The sequence below is a fragment of the Pseudomonas sp. JV245A genome (genome assembly GCF_032424515.1).
GTDB classification, from domain to species: domain Bacteria; phylum Pseudomonadota; class Gammaproteobacteria; order Pseudomonadales; family Pseudomonadaceae; genus Aquipseudomonas; species Aquipseudomonas protegens.
This window is the reverse complement of the sequence record NZ_VYKE01000005.1, coordinates 48,543-63,669: the sequence shown is the minus strand read 5'-3', so window position 1 is coordinate 63,669 and position 15,127 is coordinate 48,543. Positions and strand designations below refer to the sequence as shown.

The window sequence follows — 15,127 nt, the reverse complement described above, 5'->3', positions numbered from 1 at the left end:
GCTTCCTTAATCCTCGACCACCCAAGTGTCCTTGGTCCCGCCGCCCTGTGAGGAATTCACCACCAACGAACCTTCACGCAGGGCCACACGGGTAAGACCACCGGGCACCACACGGGTTTCACCACCAGAAAGGACAAAGGGCCGCAGATCGATATGCCGCGGGGCGATGCCGCTTTCGACAAAGGTCGGGCAGGTGGACAGCGCCAGGGTCGGTTGGGCGATGTACGCCTCGGGCCGGGCCTTGATCCGTACACGGAACTCCTCGATCTGCGCCGCCGTGGCCGCCGGCCCCACCAGCATGCCGTAGCCGCCGGAACCCTGGGTTTCCTTGACCACCAGTTGCGCCAGGTTGGCCAGCACATGGGACAGCTCGGCGGGCCGGCGGCACTGCCAGGTCGGCACGTTCTGCAGAATCGGCTCTTCGTCCAGGTAGAAGCGGATCATCTCGGTGACATAGGGGTACACCGACTTGTCATCGGCCACCCCGGTGCCGATGGCGTTGGCCAGTACCACAGTGCCCGAGCGGTAGGCTGCCAACAGGCCGGGCACGCCGAGCAGGGAATCGGGGTTGAACGCCAAGGGGTCGAGGAAGGCATCGTCGAGGCGACGGTAGATCACATCCACCGCCTGCGGGCCGGCGGTGGTGCGCATGAACACCCGGTCGTCACGCACGAACAGGTCGGCACCTTCCACCAGCTCCACTCCCATCTCCCGCGCCAGGAACGCATGCTCGAAAAATGCGCTGTTGAAGCGCCCCGGGGTCAGTACCACCACCGTCGGATTGTCCAGGGGGCTGGAGCTTTTCAGGGTATCGAGCAACAGGTTCGGGTAATGGTCGATGGGGGCGATGCGCTGGGCGGCGAACAGCTCGGGAAACAGGCGCATCATCATCTTGCGGTCTTCGAGCATGTAGCTGACGCCGCTGGGGGTGCGCAGGTTGTCCTCGAGCACGCAGTAGCGGCCGTCGCCGTCGCGTACCAGATCAACTCCGCAGACATGGGCATAGACATCACCGTGCAGGTCCAGGCCCTGCATGGCCAGCTGGTACTGCTGATTGGCCAGGACCTGCTCGGCGGGAATGATCCCGGCGCGGATGATTCGTTGCTGGTGGTAGAGATCGGCCAGAAACAGGTTCAGCGCCCGTACCCGCTGGATGCACCCTTGTTCGATGATCCGCCATTCCCGGGCCGGGATGATGCGGGGAATGGTGTCGAAGGGAATCAGCCGCTCGGTGCCCTGCTCATCGCCGTACAGGGTGAAGGTGATGCCGGCACGGTGGAACAGCAGGTCGGCCTCGCGACGGCGGCGGGCCAGGAGTTCGTCGGGGGTATTGGCCAGCCAGCGGGCGAACTCGCGGTAATGCTCGCGAACCTGGCCGTCGGCCCCATGCATTTCATCAACAGCGCTGTGGTTCATGCCGTACTCCCTGTCACCTGCACACCCGGGCTTCGCCAGCCCTGTGCCTTCGGCACAAGCGCCCCAAAATCAGTCCGTTGCAGCCCAAGGCCGATGCCCGCATAACCGATGCATGCGGACCGCCCCTGCCCGGGCCATGGCTGGCACCGGTCTTGGCTATCACCAGCATAGTCAGAGTTGATTTCACTGCCCGCTGGCCACTGGGGATAATCGCGTCCATCGAGCAAACACTTCGCCAAGCCTGATGAAGTCGCTGCTGCAACCTTGATGACACCGATGACAACCGGGTCCGGGCTCTCCCGACCGGTTCCCTCTCCTGACCGGTCTTCCCTTTTAGCCACCCTCTCGGGTGGCTTTTTTTTACCTTGTGCGTGCCCCGAAAACACAATTGGCCGGCCCAGGGGCCAGCCAATTGTCTGTCTCGGTATATCTAGCGCAGGCTATACCAGCCGTCCACGGATCTCCTGTTTCACTCCCCAGCCCTCAATGATGCCGCCCAGGGGCTCGACCACCGCCTCGAAGTCCTGTTCAAAATCCCCGATGCCACCATAGGTGGCGTACATCACCTTGCTCAGTTCCAGGTACCAGGCGCCGTCGTCACGCACGCTGACCTGGGCATTCAAGGATTCACCGCGAAAATGTCCTGCCGCCCTGCGTGCCCGCTCCTCATCCGGAAAAATGGCGTAGAACTCGATGGGATGGAATCGTGAAAAGTCGAAACCGCCTTCTTTCATGCGGCGCAGCACACTGCTGCTGATGTCTTCTTGAACGGCTGTGCTCATGAAACGTCCTCCTCAAACCGATGGATAGACTTTCCGTGTTTCCCGAACCACCGGCCAAAGGGACCGGCATCACGACCCGGGGCGGGTCGTCAGGAAACAAGCATGGAGCTGACAAGATCAGAGCCTAGCGAAGAATTCGCTGATCTCGTTTGCAGATTAGCGCCTTGCTCTGGACGTCGCCAGAAATTGCTGCGAAGCGCGCTCTACCCTCTCTAGATCGGCGTGATACTGAGAATCTGAATGCTGTTCTGCTCTTTCAGGCTCTTGAGGGTGGGATCCTCGGTGCGCCCGTCCAGATCGTTCAGGTCCAGTTCGGCACTCACTGGCAACAACTTGGCCCGCACCAGTTGTGCGGCGCGTTCCATCGTCGGTTGCTGGTCGCAGTCGAAATGCTCGACGGACTGGACACCATGATCGTCAACGAAAGTGACTTGCCACTTTTGCATCAGTGCCTCCTCGATAGCCCCATGAGTGGGCTGACAACATCTCGACCCTGAGCAACGGGCAATCGTTCAACCACGCTACCGGAACACGTCAATGACAAGGCCGCCCGAAGGCGGCCCTGGTAATGCAGGCAAAACTCAGCCGATCAAGGCTTTTCGGCGCGAGCCTTGAGTGCCTTCAGGGTGTTGAACGGCGCATCCACCACGAACTTGTTGGCCAGCCAGGACGGCACGCTGCCACCCGGCTCGGTGTGCACCTGGTAAGTCACTTCCACCTGATCGGCGCCTTTGGGTACGAACTTCCAGTAGCCCTCGACCTGGGCCACCCGCACGAAGCCTTTCTCTTCAGGGATGTAGGTGGGCACGCCCTCCAGTTTGCGGGTCAGGCTGCCGTCGGCCGCTTCGCTGGTAGTGATGTGCAATACCGAGTCACGAGCAGTGACTGGCCACGGGGTGTTGAACTGGGTGTAGGTCCAGCTTTGATCGCCCTCGTGCTTGAGCAGTTTCTGGGTCTTGCACTCGTGGATCCAGGAGCAGGCGCCCGCCACGTCTTCCTGCAGCGCGCGGAGCTTGGCGATGGAGGTCTTCATGGTGGTCACACCACGGTAGGCCTTGTATTTGGAGCCGGCCACTTCACTCAAGGAGACCTTGATGCCGTCTTCATCCTTGGCGGTTTGCCAGTCTTCGGCGTGGGCCGTTGCCGACAACAGCACGGTTAAACCACAGAGCACAGCCATTCGTTGCAGCGAACCCATTGTCTTATTCCTTATTGTTGAAGTTCCGTTCATTGAGAACACTCTATGCCGCGGTCACTTGTTCCCACCAGCCAATCAGGCGGATGGCTTCTTCGCGGCTTTCGCCACACACCTCGGGATCCGCCAGGAACGCCCCACACACCGCCGGCCGCTCCGGCAGGCCGAACAGCCCGCACAGGTGTTCGACAGAAAGATGCAGGCAACGTTCTCCCGCCGGCTTGCCCTGGGGCATTCCAGGAATCGGGGTGCTGATGGAAGGGGCGATGCAGCAGGCGCCACAACCTTCACGGCAGTTCATGAGGAAAAGCTCCTTGCGACAAGCAGAGTGTTGAATGACGCCCGCCAAGAGTAACCGCTAAAACAGCCGTTTAAAATTACTCAAAGAACGGATTTGACGCACAACCGTGCGTGACTGATCAGTCTCCGACAAAGTGTCGAGCCAACCCGTCACAGAAGAGGATGAAGAATTTACTGCTTGAACTCGAAATCCAGGGCCGCGCCTTCGATATCCCGACGTTCCTCGTTGCGCAGCTGCAATTGCATTTCATTGCTGAGCAAGCGGCCGTTGAGCTGGAACGGGCTGCTTTCCTTGGGCTTCTCGCCAAACATCTGCGGCAGCAGCGGCTCGCGCTTGGGTAGCGGCACACTGCCCACCGGCTGCAGGTGCTTGACCATTTCCGGCGGCAGGCTCAAGTCCACCTTGGCGCTGGGCAACGGCTTCTTGATGTCCTGATAGGCCCATTTGGACTTGGGCTTGGCGGGCGCCTTCTTGGCCGCGGACTTGCTCTTGCTGGCACTGGCCGAAGGCTTGGCCTTGCTGGCCGGAGCCTTCTTGGCAGGGGCCGCCTTAGTGGCATGGGCCGCCCCGGCAGCCGGCTTGTCCTGGGAGGAAGCCGCCTGGACAGGAGCCACGAAGGCGGTTCCCAACAGACAGACACTTAACCAGAGGGCAGGTAGAAAGGCTTTCATGAAAGACAGGTAGATCGACAAAAGGTCCTCTATGCTCGCTTGTTGCAGGCCCCATGACAAGCACAGGGCCACACTGATTAAAATCCGCCCGCCGCCTCCTGGCACAACTGGCTGGCAAGCATTCCCAAAGTCATCAGGGCCCGCTCGGCCTCGCGATTCCAGGGCGTACCGCAGTTGAGCCGCACACAGTGGTTGAACTGCTCGGTGTTGCTGAAGATCAGCCCCGGGGCGATGCTGATGCCCTGCTGCAAGGCTCGCACATGAAGCTCCTGGGTGTTGACCCGCCCCGGCAGGCTGACCCAGAGAATGAAGCCCCCGTTGGGCCGGGTGATCTGCGTGCCCTCAGGGAAGTACTGCTGCACCGCCAGCTGAAAGGCGCTGAGATTCTTCCGGTATTCCTGGCGGATGTACCGTAAATGCCGGTCATAACCGCCGTTTTCCAGGTAGGCCGCAACCCCCATCTGGGTGACGCTGCACGCAGAATGGGTGCTGAAGGTCTGCAGGCGCTGGATCTCCTGCTGGTACTTGCCGGCAATCATCCAGCCGATGCGCACGCCGGGAGACAGGGTCTTGGAGAAGCTCGAACAGTAGATCACCCGATCCAGGCGGTCATAGGCCTTGAGGGCCTTGGTACGCCCCACCTCGAACATCAACTCGCCATAGATATCGTCCTCGACCACCTGGATATCGAAATCCGATGCCAGGCGCAGCAACTGCTTCTGCCGCTCCTCGGGCATGGTGCCGCCCAGGGGATTACTCAGGCGTGTGGTCAGCACCAGGGCCTTGATCGACCATTGGTTGGCCGCCAGTTGCAGGGCTTCCAGGCTCATGCCGGTGGACGGATCACTGGGAATCTCGATGACCTTGAGCCCCAGCAAGTCCGCCAGTTGCAGCAGGCCGTAGTAGGTCGGCGACTCCGCAGCAATCAGGTCCCCGGGCCGGGTCAGTACCCGCAATGACATCTGCAGGGCATCGACGCAGCCGTGGGTGATCACCACTTCCGACGGGTCGACCACCACCCCGGCATCGCGCATGCGAATGGCCACCTGACGCCGCAGTGGCTCGAAGCCCGGGCTGAACATGTAACTGAATGCCCGGGGGCTGTGAAACCGGGTGACCTTGGCCAACTGCTGGTGCAGCGCCCGCACTGGCAGATAGTCAACGCTGGGCACTGCGGCCCCCAACGGAAACACACCTTCGCGACGGGACTCCACCAGCACCTGCTGAATGATGCTGCTGCGGGTCACCAGCCCAGGGCGCTCGACCCGGGCGATATCCGGCGTGGGCGCGGTCAGCGCCGGCGTCTGGTGCACGTAGTAGCCCGACTGCGGGCGCGCGCGAATCAGCCCCTGGTCTTCGAGGTTGGCGTAGGCCTGGAGTACCGTGGCGTGGCTGACATTGAGCTGCGAGCTCATCTTGCGTACCGACGGTACGCGCTCCCCCGGCTGGTAGACACCACGGCGAATATCCTCAGCCAGTTGCTGAGCGATACGTTGATAGAGCAAGAGATTGGTCATGGCGCAGCACTCGATTTCACGGCGTTTTATTCTTGTGTGAAACAATACCGGCACAGTTTAGAAGTGTACTGGGACAGTTTCTACAATAGTCGAGGACACGGGGCAGTGAAAAGCATAACTGTAGGGTTTTTGTGAACCTCTTGGCAGGCATAAAAAAACCCGACGCGAGCAAGGCGTCGGGTTTTTCCGTGGCACTGGCGCAGCTTCAGCGAGAAGCGCCCAACTGGCCTTTTTCGTCGGAGAACACGATCTCCACCCGACGGTTCTGCGCCCTTCCCCGCTCGGAAGCATTGGCCTCCACCGGATAGTCGTCGCCATAGCCTTCGACCTGGATGCGTTTTTCATCGATACCCAGGTCCACCAGCACATCCGCCACGGCTTGGGCGCGGTCCTTGGACAGCTGCAGATTGCTCTGGCGCTCGCCGGTGTTGTCGGTGTAACCCTCGATGCGCACCACGCGCTTGGGGTTCAACTGGAGGAACTGCACCACCTTGAGCACAGTGCGGTTCGCCGAGTTCTTCAGCTCCGCTTCGCCGGTATCGAACAGCACATCCCCCAGAGTCATCACCAGACCGCGATCGGTCTGGGTGGTGGCCAGGCTGATGATCTGTTCTTCCAGCCATTTGCCCTGCTGCTGCACGCTGAGCAACTTGGCTTCGCGCAGGGCCAGTTGCAGGCGCTGGCGCTCCAGCTCGAGCTTGGCCGCACGCTCGTTATTGAGTGCCTGTTCGGTATGCTCACGGGCGATTTCGCTGTAGCGCCGACTCAGGTAAGCGTAATGCTCCACATCGCCACCGCTGCCCCAATAGGTAGAGAGGCGATCGGCACGTGCCAGGGACTCCCCGGCACGGATCACGTCCTTGGGCGCGATACGCAGCACGTTGGAGTCTTCCTTGACCTTCTGGAAGTCGTTACTGGCCTGCTGCAGGGCTTCTTCGCTGTGCTGGCCAGCGCAGCCATAGAGACCGGCGCATGCCAGGAGCACTGCACTGCCGATGATCCGGGTAGACAGATTCATTGGGCATCTCCCAGTTGCTTGCGCAGGCGAGTGATGCGGGTATTGAGTGCATTCACCTGTTCCTGGCTCTTGCGGGTCAGGACCTTGGCTTCGGCCAGGCGCGCATCCAGCTCGGCTTGTTCGGCGCGCATCCGCGCTTTCTTGTAGGACTCATCCTGCATGTTGCCCTGCGCCCGGGAGAACTTGTCTTCGGCCAGTTTCAACTCGGGCATGTCCTCGGCAGAAGCCCCCACGGCCTTGGCCTGCTCCAGCGTCTGCGCGGTGAGGCGCATCTGCTCGATGGGCGCCGGGTCGGTTGCACAACCCGCCAGGGCGAGAACAGCCATGGCGGCGAAAAGAGGTCGAATAGTCACACAAGATTCCTACTGTTTTGGGCTGCTGACGGGTTGCTGCAACTGGGCCTTCCAGCGCTCCAGATTGCGCTGCAGCAAGGTCTCCGTCAGACCGGACGCGGGCAATTCTGTCATCTTTTTGGCCAACTGTCCGCGCAACCATGGGTCATTGCAGGCGGAGTTATGGGACAGCGCAAGGAACAGCCCCGGTTTGTCGATGGGCTGGGGAAACGCCGCCAGATCCGCCGTCATGCCCAGGGTCTGGGCCATGGCCATGCCTGCGTAGCGAGGCGCCAGCACATAGTCCACCTCCCCCAGGAGCAAGGTCTGGAAGACCTGGGTCAGATTCGGCAGGCGCTTGAGTTGCAGATGCTCCTTGGCCATGGCGACAAAGGGCTGAGTCAGTCGGGCCTTTTCCGACACGGCGCCCGGATGGCCTGCCAGGTCTCCCGGCTGGGTGTAGCTGAGGGTCGAATCCTTGCGGGTCCAGACCAGATAGTCGTTCTGCACCAGCGCCGGGTGGATGTAGTCCAGCGATTCCAGCTCATTGAGGGTCAGCGGTGCATCGGCGAGCAGGTCCATGCGCCCGGTGCGTACCTCGTCCAGCGCCTCGGAGCGCTTGCCGGCATACAGCACCTCGACCTTCAGCCCCAGTTCCCCGGCCACCTGCTGCAGCAGGTCGGCGCTGGCACCCATCAGGTGCTTGGGGTCCTGAGGGTCACGCCACAGGTAAGGCGGTGCATCGGGGCTGCCAGTGACCACCAGACGCTCGCACTTGCCCGCCGCCATCGACAACGATGGCAACAACGTCAGGCCCAACAGCACTGGCCAGCCACTCATGCGGCGCAGATCCATGGCGAAACCCTCCCCCGGCAAAAAACACACATAAAAAAACCCGGCCAAAAGGCCGGGCTCTTTATAAGTGAAGACGCCGGATTAGACCAGCTTCTCCAACTCAGGTACGGCTTCGAACAAGTCCGCGACCAGGCCGTAGTCGGCTACCTGGAAGATTGGCGCTTCTTCGTCCTTGTTGATCGCGACGATCACTTTGGAGTCCTTCATGCCCGCCAGGTGCTGGATCGCGCCGGAGATACCGACGGCGATGTACAGCTGTGGCGCAACGATCTTGCCGGTCTGGCCGACCTGCATGTCGTTGGGCACAAAACCTGCGTCCACCGCAGCGCGGGACGCGCCGACAGCAGCGCCCAGCTTGTCGGCCAGGGCATACAGGTGCTTGAAGTTGTCGCCGTTCTGCATGCCGCGGCCGCCGGAAACGACGATCTTGGCTGCGGTCAGTTCAGGGCGATCGGACTTGGCCAGTTCTTCGCCAACGAAGCTCGACTTGCCGGCATCGTGAGCGGCGCCCACGGTTTCGACTGCAGCCGAACCACCTTCAGCGGCAACGGCGTCGAAGCCGGTGGCACGCACGGTGATGACTTTTACGGCAGCCGAGGACTGCACGGTAGCGATGGCGTTACCGGCATAGATCGGACGCTTGAAGGTATCAGCGCTTTCTACCGAGATGATTTCGGAGATCTGGTCTACGTCCAGCTGAGCGGCAACCCGCGGCAGGATGTTTTTGCCGTTGGAAGTAGCGGCTGCCAGGATGTGGCTGTAGCCAGCGCCCAGTTCGGCCACCAGCGGCGCAACGTTTTCCGGCAGTTGGTGAGCGTAGGCGGCGTTGTCGGCCACCAGCACTTTGGCCACGCCAGCGATCTTGGCCGCGGCTTCAGCCACGGCGCCAACGCCCTGGCCGGCTACCAGTACATGCACGTCACCACCGATTTTGGCGGCGGCGGCAACGGTGTTCAGGGTGGCCGGAGCCAGCGCCTTGTTATCGTGTTCGGCGATTACCAAGATAGTCATGATCAGATTACCTTCGCTTCGTTTTTCAGTTTCTCGACCAGTTCAGCCACCGACTTGACCTTGATGCCCGCGCTGCGTGCAGCCGGCGCTTCGACTTTCAGGGTCTTGTTGGTGGAGGCGGTGGAAACGCCCAAAGCATCAGGAGTCAGCGTTTCAAGCGGCTTCTTCTTGGCTTTCATGATGTTTGGCAGAGACGCGTAGCGCGGCTCGTTCAAACGCAGGTCGGTGGTGACGATGGCTGGCAGGTTCAGCGCAACGGTCTGCAGGCCGCCGTCGATTTCACGGGTGACGTTGACCTTGTCGCCGGACACTTCGACCTTGGAGGCGAAGGTGCCTTGAGCGTAGCCGCTCAGGGCTGCCAGCATCTGGCCGGTCTGGTTGTTGTCGCTATCGATGGCCTGTTTGCCGAGGATCACCAGCTGTGGCTGTTCCTTGTCGACCACGGCCTTGAGCAGCTTGGCCACGGCCAGGGAGTTCAACTCTTCAGCGGACTCGACGAGGATCGCGCGATCGGCACCCAGTGCCAGGGCGGTACGCAGTTGCTCTTGAGCAGTAGCAGGACCGATGGAGACGACGACGATTTCAGTCGCTACACCTTTCTCTTTCAGGCGTACGGCTTCTTCCACTGCGATTTCGCAGAAAGGGTTCATCGACATCTTGACGTTGGCGAGGTCGACGCCGGAGTTGTCCGCTTTGACGCGAACCTTGACGTTATAGTCGACCACTCGTTTGACAGCTACAAGAACCTTCATGGATTCCTCGTTACTCTCCGGTGAAAAGAAAGTCGCCTAGGCGAGAACCTGGCGGTTGATGCTCATCGGCACAAGGGCACCTCCAAAAACGCTGGCGCACAAAAAGGTTGACCTTGCTCACGGGGTGATGACCGTTCGTCAGTGGTGACCGACGAGTCATTCATTATCGCGGCGTGTAGACTGCGCACTTTCAAGTTGCGCGCGCGTCACCTTTACTGCCTTTGCCCTGTCTTTAGAGGTGCTCTTGAAACCAACAGTCAGCCTACGGCGAGCGCAAAACCGACCGTATCTTGACCGGAACGCCTTTTCCGGTCAATACGGCAAAATAGCCGTTTATAAGCCGCGCTTCTTTGATTTATCTGGGCTGCGGCAAATTCAAACAAACGTTTGTATTGGACGCTGAGAGTGGTGTAGATATAATGCGCCGCCCAGAGAGAAAGGTCGGCCGTCCTCCCCTTCTCCCCCCCATGCGCGATGGGAGAAAGCGGGGATGCAACGCCAAACCTCCAATTAGAAAAAACCGTTGAGCCTTGAGTAGGAGATAGCCTAGTGGAACGCGAATACATGGAATTCGACGTGGTCATCGTCGGTGCCGGCCCCGCAGGCTTGTCCGCCGCTTGCCGCCTTAAGCAGAAGGCCGCTGAAGCCGGGAAGGAAATCAGCGTCTGCGTGGTTGAAAAAGGCTCCGAAGTCGGTGCTCACATCCTTTCCGGTGCCGTGTTCGAACCACGGGCCCTGAATGAATTGTTCCCGGACTGGAAGGAACTGGGCGCCCCGCTCAATACCCCGGTCACCCGCGACGACATCTATGTCCTGCGCAGCGGCGAAACCTCCACCAAGGTTCCAGACTTCTTTGTGCCCAAGACCATGCACAACGAAGGCAACTACATCATTTCCCTGGGCAATCTGTGCCGCTGGCTGGCCCAGCAGGCCGAGAACCTGGGCGTGGAAATCTACCCGGGCTTTGCCGCCCAGGAAGCCCTGATCGACGAAAACGGCGTAGTCCGCGGGATTCTTACCGGCGACATGGGTGTCGACCGTGAAGGCCAGCCGAAAGAGGGCATGTACACCCCCGGCATGGAACTGCGCGGCAAATACACCCTGTTCGCCGAAGGCTGCCGTGGCCATATCGGCAAGCAACTGATCAAGCAGTTCAACCTGGACAGCGACGCCGACGCCCAGCACTACGGCATCGGCCTCAAGGAAATCTGGGAAATCGACCCGGCCAAGCACCAGCCTGGCCTGGTGGTGCACACCGCCGGCTGGCCGCTGGATATCATGAGCAACGAGAACACTGGCGGCTCCTTCCTCTATCACCTGGAAAACAACCAGGTAGTAGTGGGCCTGATCGTCGACCTGTCCTACGCCAACACTTACCTGTCGCCGTTCGACGAGTTCCAGCGCCTCAAGCATCACCCGGTGCTCAAGCAGTACCTGGAAGGCGGCAAGCGCGTCAGCTACGGCGCTCGCGCCATCTGCAAGGGCGGCCTGAACTCGCTGCCGAAGATGGTGTTCAAGGGTGGCGCGCTGATCGGCTGCGACCTGGGCACCCTGAACTTCGCCAAGATCAAGGGCAGCCACACCGCCATGAAGTCCGGCATGCTGGCCGCCGATGCGGTAGCCGACTCGCTGTTCGCCGGCTCCGAAGGAGCCGACGAACTCAAGAGCTACGTCGATTCGTTCAAGGCCAGCTGGCTGTATGAAGAGCTGTTCGCCAGCCGCAACTTCGGCCCGGCCATGCACAAGTTCGGCCCGATCATCGGCGCGGGCTTCAACTGGATGGACCAGAATATCTTCGGCGGCAAACTGCCGTTCACCCTGCACGACACCAAGCCGGACTACGCCTGCCTGAAGCTGGCCAAGGACTGCGTGAAGATCGACTATCCGAAACCCGACGGCAAACTCAGCTTCGACAAGTTGAGCTCGGTGTTCATCTCCGGCACCAACCATGAAGAAGAACAGCCTTGCCACCTGAAGCTGACCGACCCGAGCATCCCGCTGAGCCGCAACCTGCCGCTGTACGACGAACCTGCCCAGCGTTACTGCCCGGCCGGCGTGTATGAGGTGATCACCCAGGAAGATGGCGAGAAGCGCTTCCAGATCAACGCGCAGAACTGCGTGCACTGCAAGACTTGCGACATCAAGGACCCGGCCCAGAACATTACCTGGGTCACTCCGGAAGGCGCCGGCGGCCCGACTTACCCGAACATGTAAGCCGGTGCGATAAAAGAAGGCCCCCTTTATGGGGGCCTTTTTCATGCCCGGGATTCAGCGACACCGACACCTGTAGGAGCCGGCTTGCCGGCGAAGAGCCCCCCCAAGCCTTGCTCCGACCCAAGGGCGCATTCGCTGGCAAGCCAGCTCCTACAAGGGGGGCGATGTTTTCAAGCGGCGCGTTCTTCGCCCGGGTTGCGTTCGAAGTAGCGCTTGTACTCGCGGCTGAACTGCGAAGTGCTTTGATACCCCACCCGATGAGCCACCTGGGCCACGCCCAGCCCCTCTCCCAGCAGCAACTGCTGGGCCTTGAGCAGGCGCAGGCGCTTGAGGTACTGCACCGGCGACAGCAGGGTGCTGCGCTTGAAATGCTCGTGGAAGGTCGAGGTGCTCATGTTGGCGCAGCGGGCCAGGGTCTCGACGTTCAACGGCTCGGTGTAGTGCTCGTGCAGGTGATTGAGCGAAGCCGCAACCCGGGCGAACTGCCCCTGCTGCTCCACCAGCGCCCGCAGCGCATCGGCCTGAGGCCCGCGTAAAGCGGCAAAGAGCAACTCGCGCACCCGTGAAGGGCCCATGACCTTGCACTCCAGAGGATCGTGCAGGCAGCGCAACAGGCGTTCCACGCAACCACGCATGGCGTCGTCGAGCACAGCCGAGGTCATCGACTCCAGGGTCTGCGCCGAAGCCGCCCGGCCTTCGGTGACGCCCATGGCCAGCACCAGCTCGCTCAATACCGCCCGGTCGATGGCGATGGAAACCCCCAGCAGCGGCGCATCGGGCAAGGCGAAGGTTTCGCACTCGAAGGGCACCGACAGGGCCTGGATCAGGTAATGCCCGGCACCGTATTCCAGGGTTCGCGTGCCCAGGTAGGCCAGCTTGCTGCCCTGGGCAATGATCATCAGGCTCGGCTCATAGATCTGCGGGCCCCGCGCCACGTCGCAACTGGCCCGCAGCACCTGGACCCCGGGCAAGGCGGTGGCAACGAAACCGTCACGGCTGGCAAGGGGCTGGATCAGCGAGACCAGGGTGGCGTTGGCGTCCAGATGGCGGGTCAGCAGCATGGGGAAAACTTCACGGAAAAAGGGACGAAAACATCATCGCAGGTCTGTACGCCAATGCCGCGTGAAAACCGCCAATGCCGGAGGAATAGGCATGACATGCCGAGGAATCGCCATGGTTGGCCCAGGGCCCGACGCCGAGAATGCCACGCCTCAATTGTCAATGCTTTTGCGAGGTCCACCATGTACACCGCCATCGGTTATGCCGCCCAATCGGCCACCACTCCCCTCGCCCCCATGAGCTTCCAGCGCCGCAGTCCGCGTGCGGACGACGTCGCCATCGAGATCCTCTACTGCGGCGTCTGCCACTCCGATATCCACCAGGCCCGCAACGAATGGGGCATCGCCGTGTACCCGCTGATGCCGGGCCACGAGATCGTCGGCAAGGTCACAGCCGTCGGCGCCAACGTCAGCAAGCACAAGGTCGGCGACCTGGTGGGCGTTGGTTGCATGGTGGATTCCTGCCGCCACTGCGAGGCCTGCGCCGCCGACCTGGAGCAATACTGCCTGCAAGGCCCGACCATGACCTACGCCACCCCGGACCGGGTCGATGGCAGCAACACCATGGGCGGCTACTCCGACAGCATCGTGGTCAGCGAGCACTTTGTGGTGCGCATTCCGGAGAAACTCGACTTGGCCAGCGCTGCGCCAATCCTCTGCGCCGGCATCACCACCTACTCGCCACTCAAGCATTACGGGGTCAAGCCCGGTGACAAGGTGGGGATTCTCGGCATGGGCGGCCTGGGCCACATGGGCATCAAGTTCGCCAAGGCCCTGGGCGCCGAAGTGACCCTGTTCACCCGCTCCGCGAGCAAGGCCGAAGAAGCCCGCCGCCAGGGTGCCGACCATGTGATCGTATCCACCGACGTGGCGCAGATGCAGTCGGTGGCCGGGCACTTCGACTTTCTCCTGGACACCATCCCGGTGCCCCACGACCTCAACCCCTACCTCGACACCCTGCGCTTCGATGGCGTGCATATCCTGGTGGGCCTGATCGAACCGGTGGACCCGGCGCTGCACGCCGGCAAGCTGGTGATGAGCCGCCGGGTGCTGGCCGGCTCGCTGATCGGCGGCATTGCCGAGACCCAGGAAGTGCTGGACTTCTGCGCCGAGCACGGCATCACCTGCGATATCGAAATGCTCGACATCCGCCAGATCAATCAAGCCTACGAGCGCATGATCAAGGGTGATGTGAAGTACCGCTTCGTGATCGACATGGCGACCTTGAAAGGCTGATTCTCGACACCGTCAAAGCATGGCTTGTCGCCGGGGGCGCCGATGGCGTGCGCCTTCGCCGGCACGCCGGCTCCTCCACGAGCCAGCGGAGGTCAGCCGCGAGCAAAGGCGCGCAGCACTTCGCCATCCATGCGGTACTTGACCCATTCCTCCTGAGGCTGGGCGCCCAGGGACTTGTAGAACTGGATCGCCGGCTCGTTCCACTCCAGCACGCTCCATTCGAAGCGCCCGCAATCATTGTCACAGGCGATCTGCGCCAGATGTCGCAGCAGTTGCTTGCCCGCCCCGCCGCCCCGTTGTTCCGGAGTGATGTAAAGGTCCTCCAGGTACAGGCAGTTGCTGCCCAGCCAAGTGGAATAACTGAAGAAGAACACCGCAAAGCCGATCGGCACGCCTTCGCGCAGGCAGATCAGGCCATGGGCCGTGGCCCCCTCGCTGAACAGGCTGCGTTCGATATCGGCGACACTGGCGATCACTTCATGGCGGGCCCGCTCGTAATCGGCAAGTTCGGTGATGAACGCAAGAATCTGCGGGGCATCGCTGGGCAGTGCAGGACGGATTTCTACGGTCATCGACGGCTCTCTTGTTGGAATCAGGCGGCCATATTAGAACGGCAGCAGAAATACATGCACGACCATTTATGCCAAGCCCCCCGGCCCAGCTCCTTGCGCACGGCACTTACTCCGCTGCCGACTAACCCTGAGGCCTGCAGGAACACAACAAACACCAGGAGGCGCCATGTTAGAAAGCCCGACATGACTTCAAGCAT

At 61.4% G+C, this 15,127-nt stretch carries 16 protein-coding genes; 2 read left to right on the top strand and 14 right to left on the bottom strand.

The features are described from left to right. Positions 1 to 6: 6 nt before the first annotated feature. From F6S12_RS02830 to F6S12_RS02775, 12 genes are all read right to left on the bottom strand, one after another. The gene (locus F6S12_RS02830; RefSeq protein ID WP_011060151.1) at positions 7 to 1,416 is read right to left on the bottom strand and encodes a circularly permuted type 2 ATP-grasp protein; all 1,410 of its coding nucleotides are present in this window, start codon (positions 1,414 to 1,416) and stop codon (positions 7 to 9) included. Positions 1,417 to 1,856: 440 nt separating this feature from the next. Continuing rightward, positions 1,857 to 2,198 carry a ribonuclease E inhibitor RraB gene (locus tag F6S12_RS02825; protein ID WP_011060150.1) on the bottom strand — a complete coding sequence of 114 codons (342 nt, stop codon included), beginning with the start codon at positions 2,196 to 2,198 and terminating at the stop codon, positions 1,857 to 1,859. Between the two features lie 212 nt (positions 2,199 to 2,410). Then, positions 2,411 to 2,644 carry a hypothetical protein gene (locus tag F6S12_RS02820; RefSeq protein ID WP_015634724.1) on the bottom strand — a complete coding sequence of 78 codons (234 nt, stop codon included), beginning with the start codon at positions 2,642 to 2,644 and terminating at the stop codon, positions 2,411 to 2,413. 143 nt (positions 2,645 to 2,787) lie between these two features. After that, positions 2,788 to 3,396, bottom strand: a complete 609-nt coding sequence (locus tag F6S12_RS02815; RefSeq protein ID WP_011060148.1) for an START domain-containing protein — start codon at positions 3,394 to 3,396, stop codon at positions 2,788 to 2,790. A gap of 43 nt (positions 3,397 to 3,439) precedes the next feature. Further along, positions 3,440 to 3,694 (bottom strand): YkgJ family cysteine cluster protein, encoded by a 255-nt coding sequence (locus F6S12_RS02810; RefSeq protein ID WP_011060147.1) that lies wholly within the window; start codon positions 3,692 to 3,694, stop codon positions 3,440 to 3,442. Positions 3,695 to 3,864: 170 nt separating this feature from the next. Further along, positions 3,865 to 4,365, bottom strand: coding sequence for a translation initiation factor 2 (locus F6S12_RS02805; protein WP_065364693.1), 501 nt, complete (start codon positions 4,363 to 4,365; stop codon positions 3,865 to 3,867). 77 nt (positions 4,366 to 4,442) lie between these two features. Next, a complete protein-coding gene (locus tag F6S12_RS02800; RefSeq protein ID WP_011060145.1) occupies positions 4,443 to 5,882 on the bottom strand; it encodes a PLP-dependent aminotransferase family protein in 1,440 nt (479 codons plus the stop codon). 205 nt (positions 5,883 to 6,087) lie between these two features. Next, the gene (locus tag F6S12_RS02795; RefSeq protein WP_011060144.1) at positions 6,088 to 6,900 is read right to left on the bottom strand and encodes an OmpA family protein; all 813 of its coding nucleotides are present in this window, start codon (positions 6,898 to 6,900) and stop codon (positions 6,088 to 6,090) included. Then, positions 6,897 to 7,253: a DUF4398 domain-containing protein gene (locus F6S12_RS02790; RefSeq protein WP_011060143.1), complete on the bottom strand. Its 357-nt coding sequence runs from the start codon at positions 7,251 to 7,253 to the stop codon at positions 6,897 to 6,899. Before F6S12_RS02790 ends, F6S12_RS02795 begins: the two co-directional genes overlap by 4 nt. Before the next feature lie 9 nt (positions 7,254 to 7,262). After that, positions 7,263 to 8,087: a substrate-binding periplasmic protein gene (locus F6S12_RS02785; protein ID WP_011060142.1), complete on the bottom strand. Its 825-nt coding sequence runs from the start codon at positions 8,085 to 8,087 to the stop codon at positions 7,263 to 7,265. 81 nt (positions 8,088 to 8,168) lie between these two features. After that, the gene (locus tag F6S12_RS02780) at positions 8,169 to 9,098 is read right to left on the bottom strand and encodes an electron transfer flavoprotein subunit alpha/FixB family protein (RefSeq protein WP_011060141.1); all 930 of its coding nucleotides are present in this window, start codon (positions 9,096 to 9,098) and stop codon (positions 8,169 to 8,171) included. 2 nt (positions 9,099 to 9,100) lie between these two features. Further along, entirely contained in the window at positions 9,101 to 9,850 is a 750-nt protein-coding gene (locus F6S12_RS02775) for an electron transfer flavoprotein subunit beta/FixA family protein (RefSeq protein WP_015634720.1), read from the bottom strand. A 549-nt stretch (positions 9,851 to 10,399) separates the two neighbouring features. Between F6S12_RS02775 and F6S12_RS02770 the strand changes: the two genes are divergently transcribed. Beyond that, positions 10,400 to 12,064, top strand: a complete 1,665-nt coding sequence (locus F6S12_RS02770) for an electron transfer flavoprotein-ubiquinone oxidoreductase (protein WP_011060139.1) — start codon at positions 10,400 to 10,402, stop codon at positions 12,062 to 12,064. A 170-nt stretch (positions 12,065 to 12,234) separates the two neighbouring features. On the opposite strand, the gene F6S12_RS02765 is transcribed toward F6S12_RS02770, so the two are convergent. Beyond that, on the bottom strand, positions 12,235 to 13,125 hold the full coding sequence (locus F6S12_RS02765; RefSeq protein ID WP_011060138.1) for an AraC family transcriptional regulator: 891 nt from the start codon (positions 13,123 to 13,125) through the stop codon (positions 12,235 to 12,237). Between the two features lie 180 nt (positions 13,126 to 13,305). Here F6S12_RS02765 and F6S12_RS02760 point away from each other — a divergent pair, with 180 nt between their 5' ends. After that, complete coding sequence (locus tag F6S12_RS02760; protein ID WP_019094642.1) at positions 13,306 to 14,358, top strand: NAD(P)-dependent alcohol dehydrogenase; 1,053 nt, start codon at positions 13,306 to 13,308, stop codon at positions 14,356 to 14,358. 92 nt (positions 14,359 to 14,450) lie between these two features. Here the strand turns inward: F6S12_RS02760 and F6S12_RS02755 are convergent, their stop codons facing one another. Beyond that, positions 14,451 to 14,930, bottom strand: a complete 480-nt coding sequence (locus F6S12_RS02755; RefSeq protein ID WP_011060136.1) for a GNAT family N-acetyltransferase — start codon at positions 14,928 to 14,930, stop codon at positions 14,451 to 14,453. Between the last annotated feature and the right edge of the window lie 197 nt (positions 14,931 to 15,127).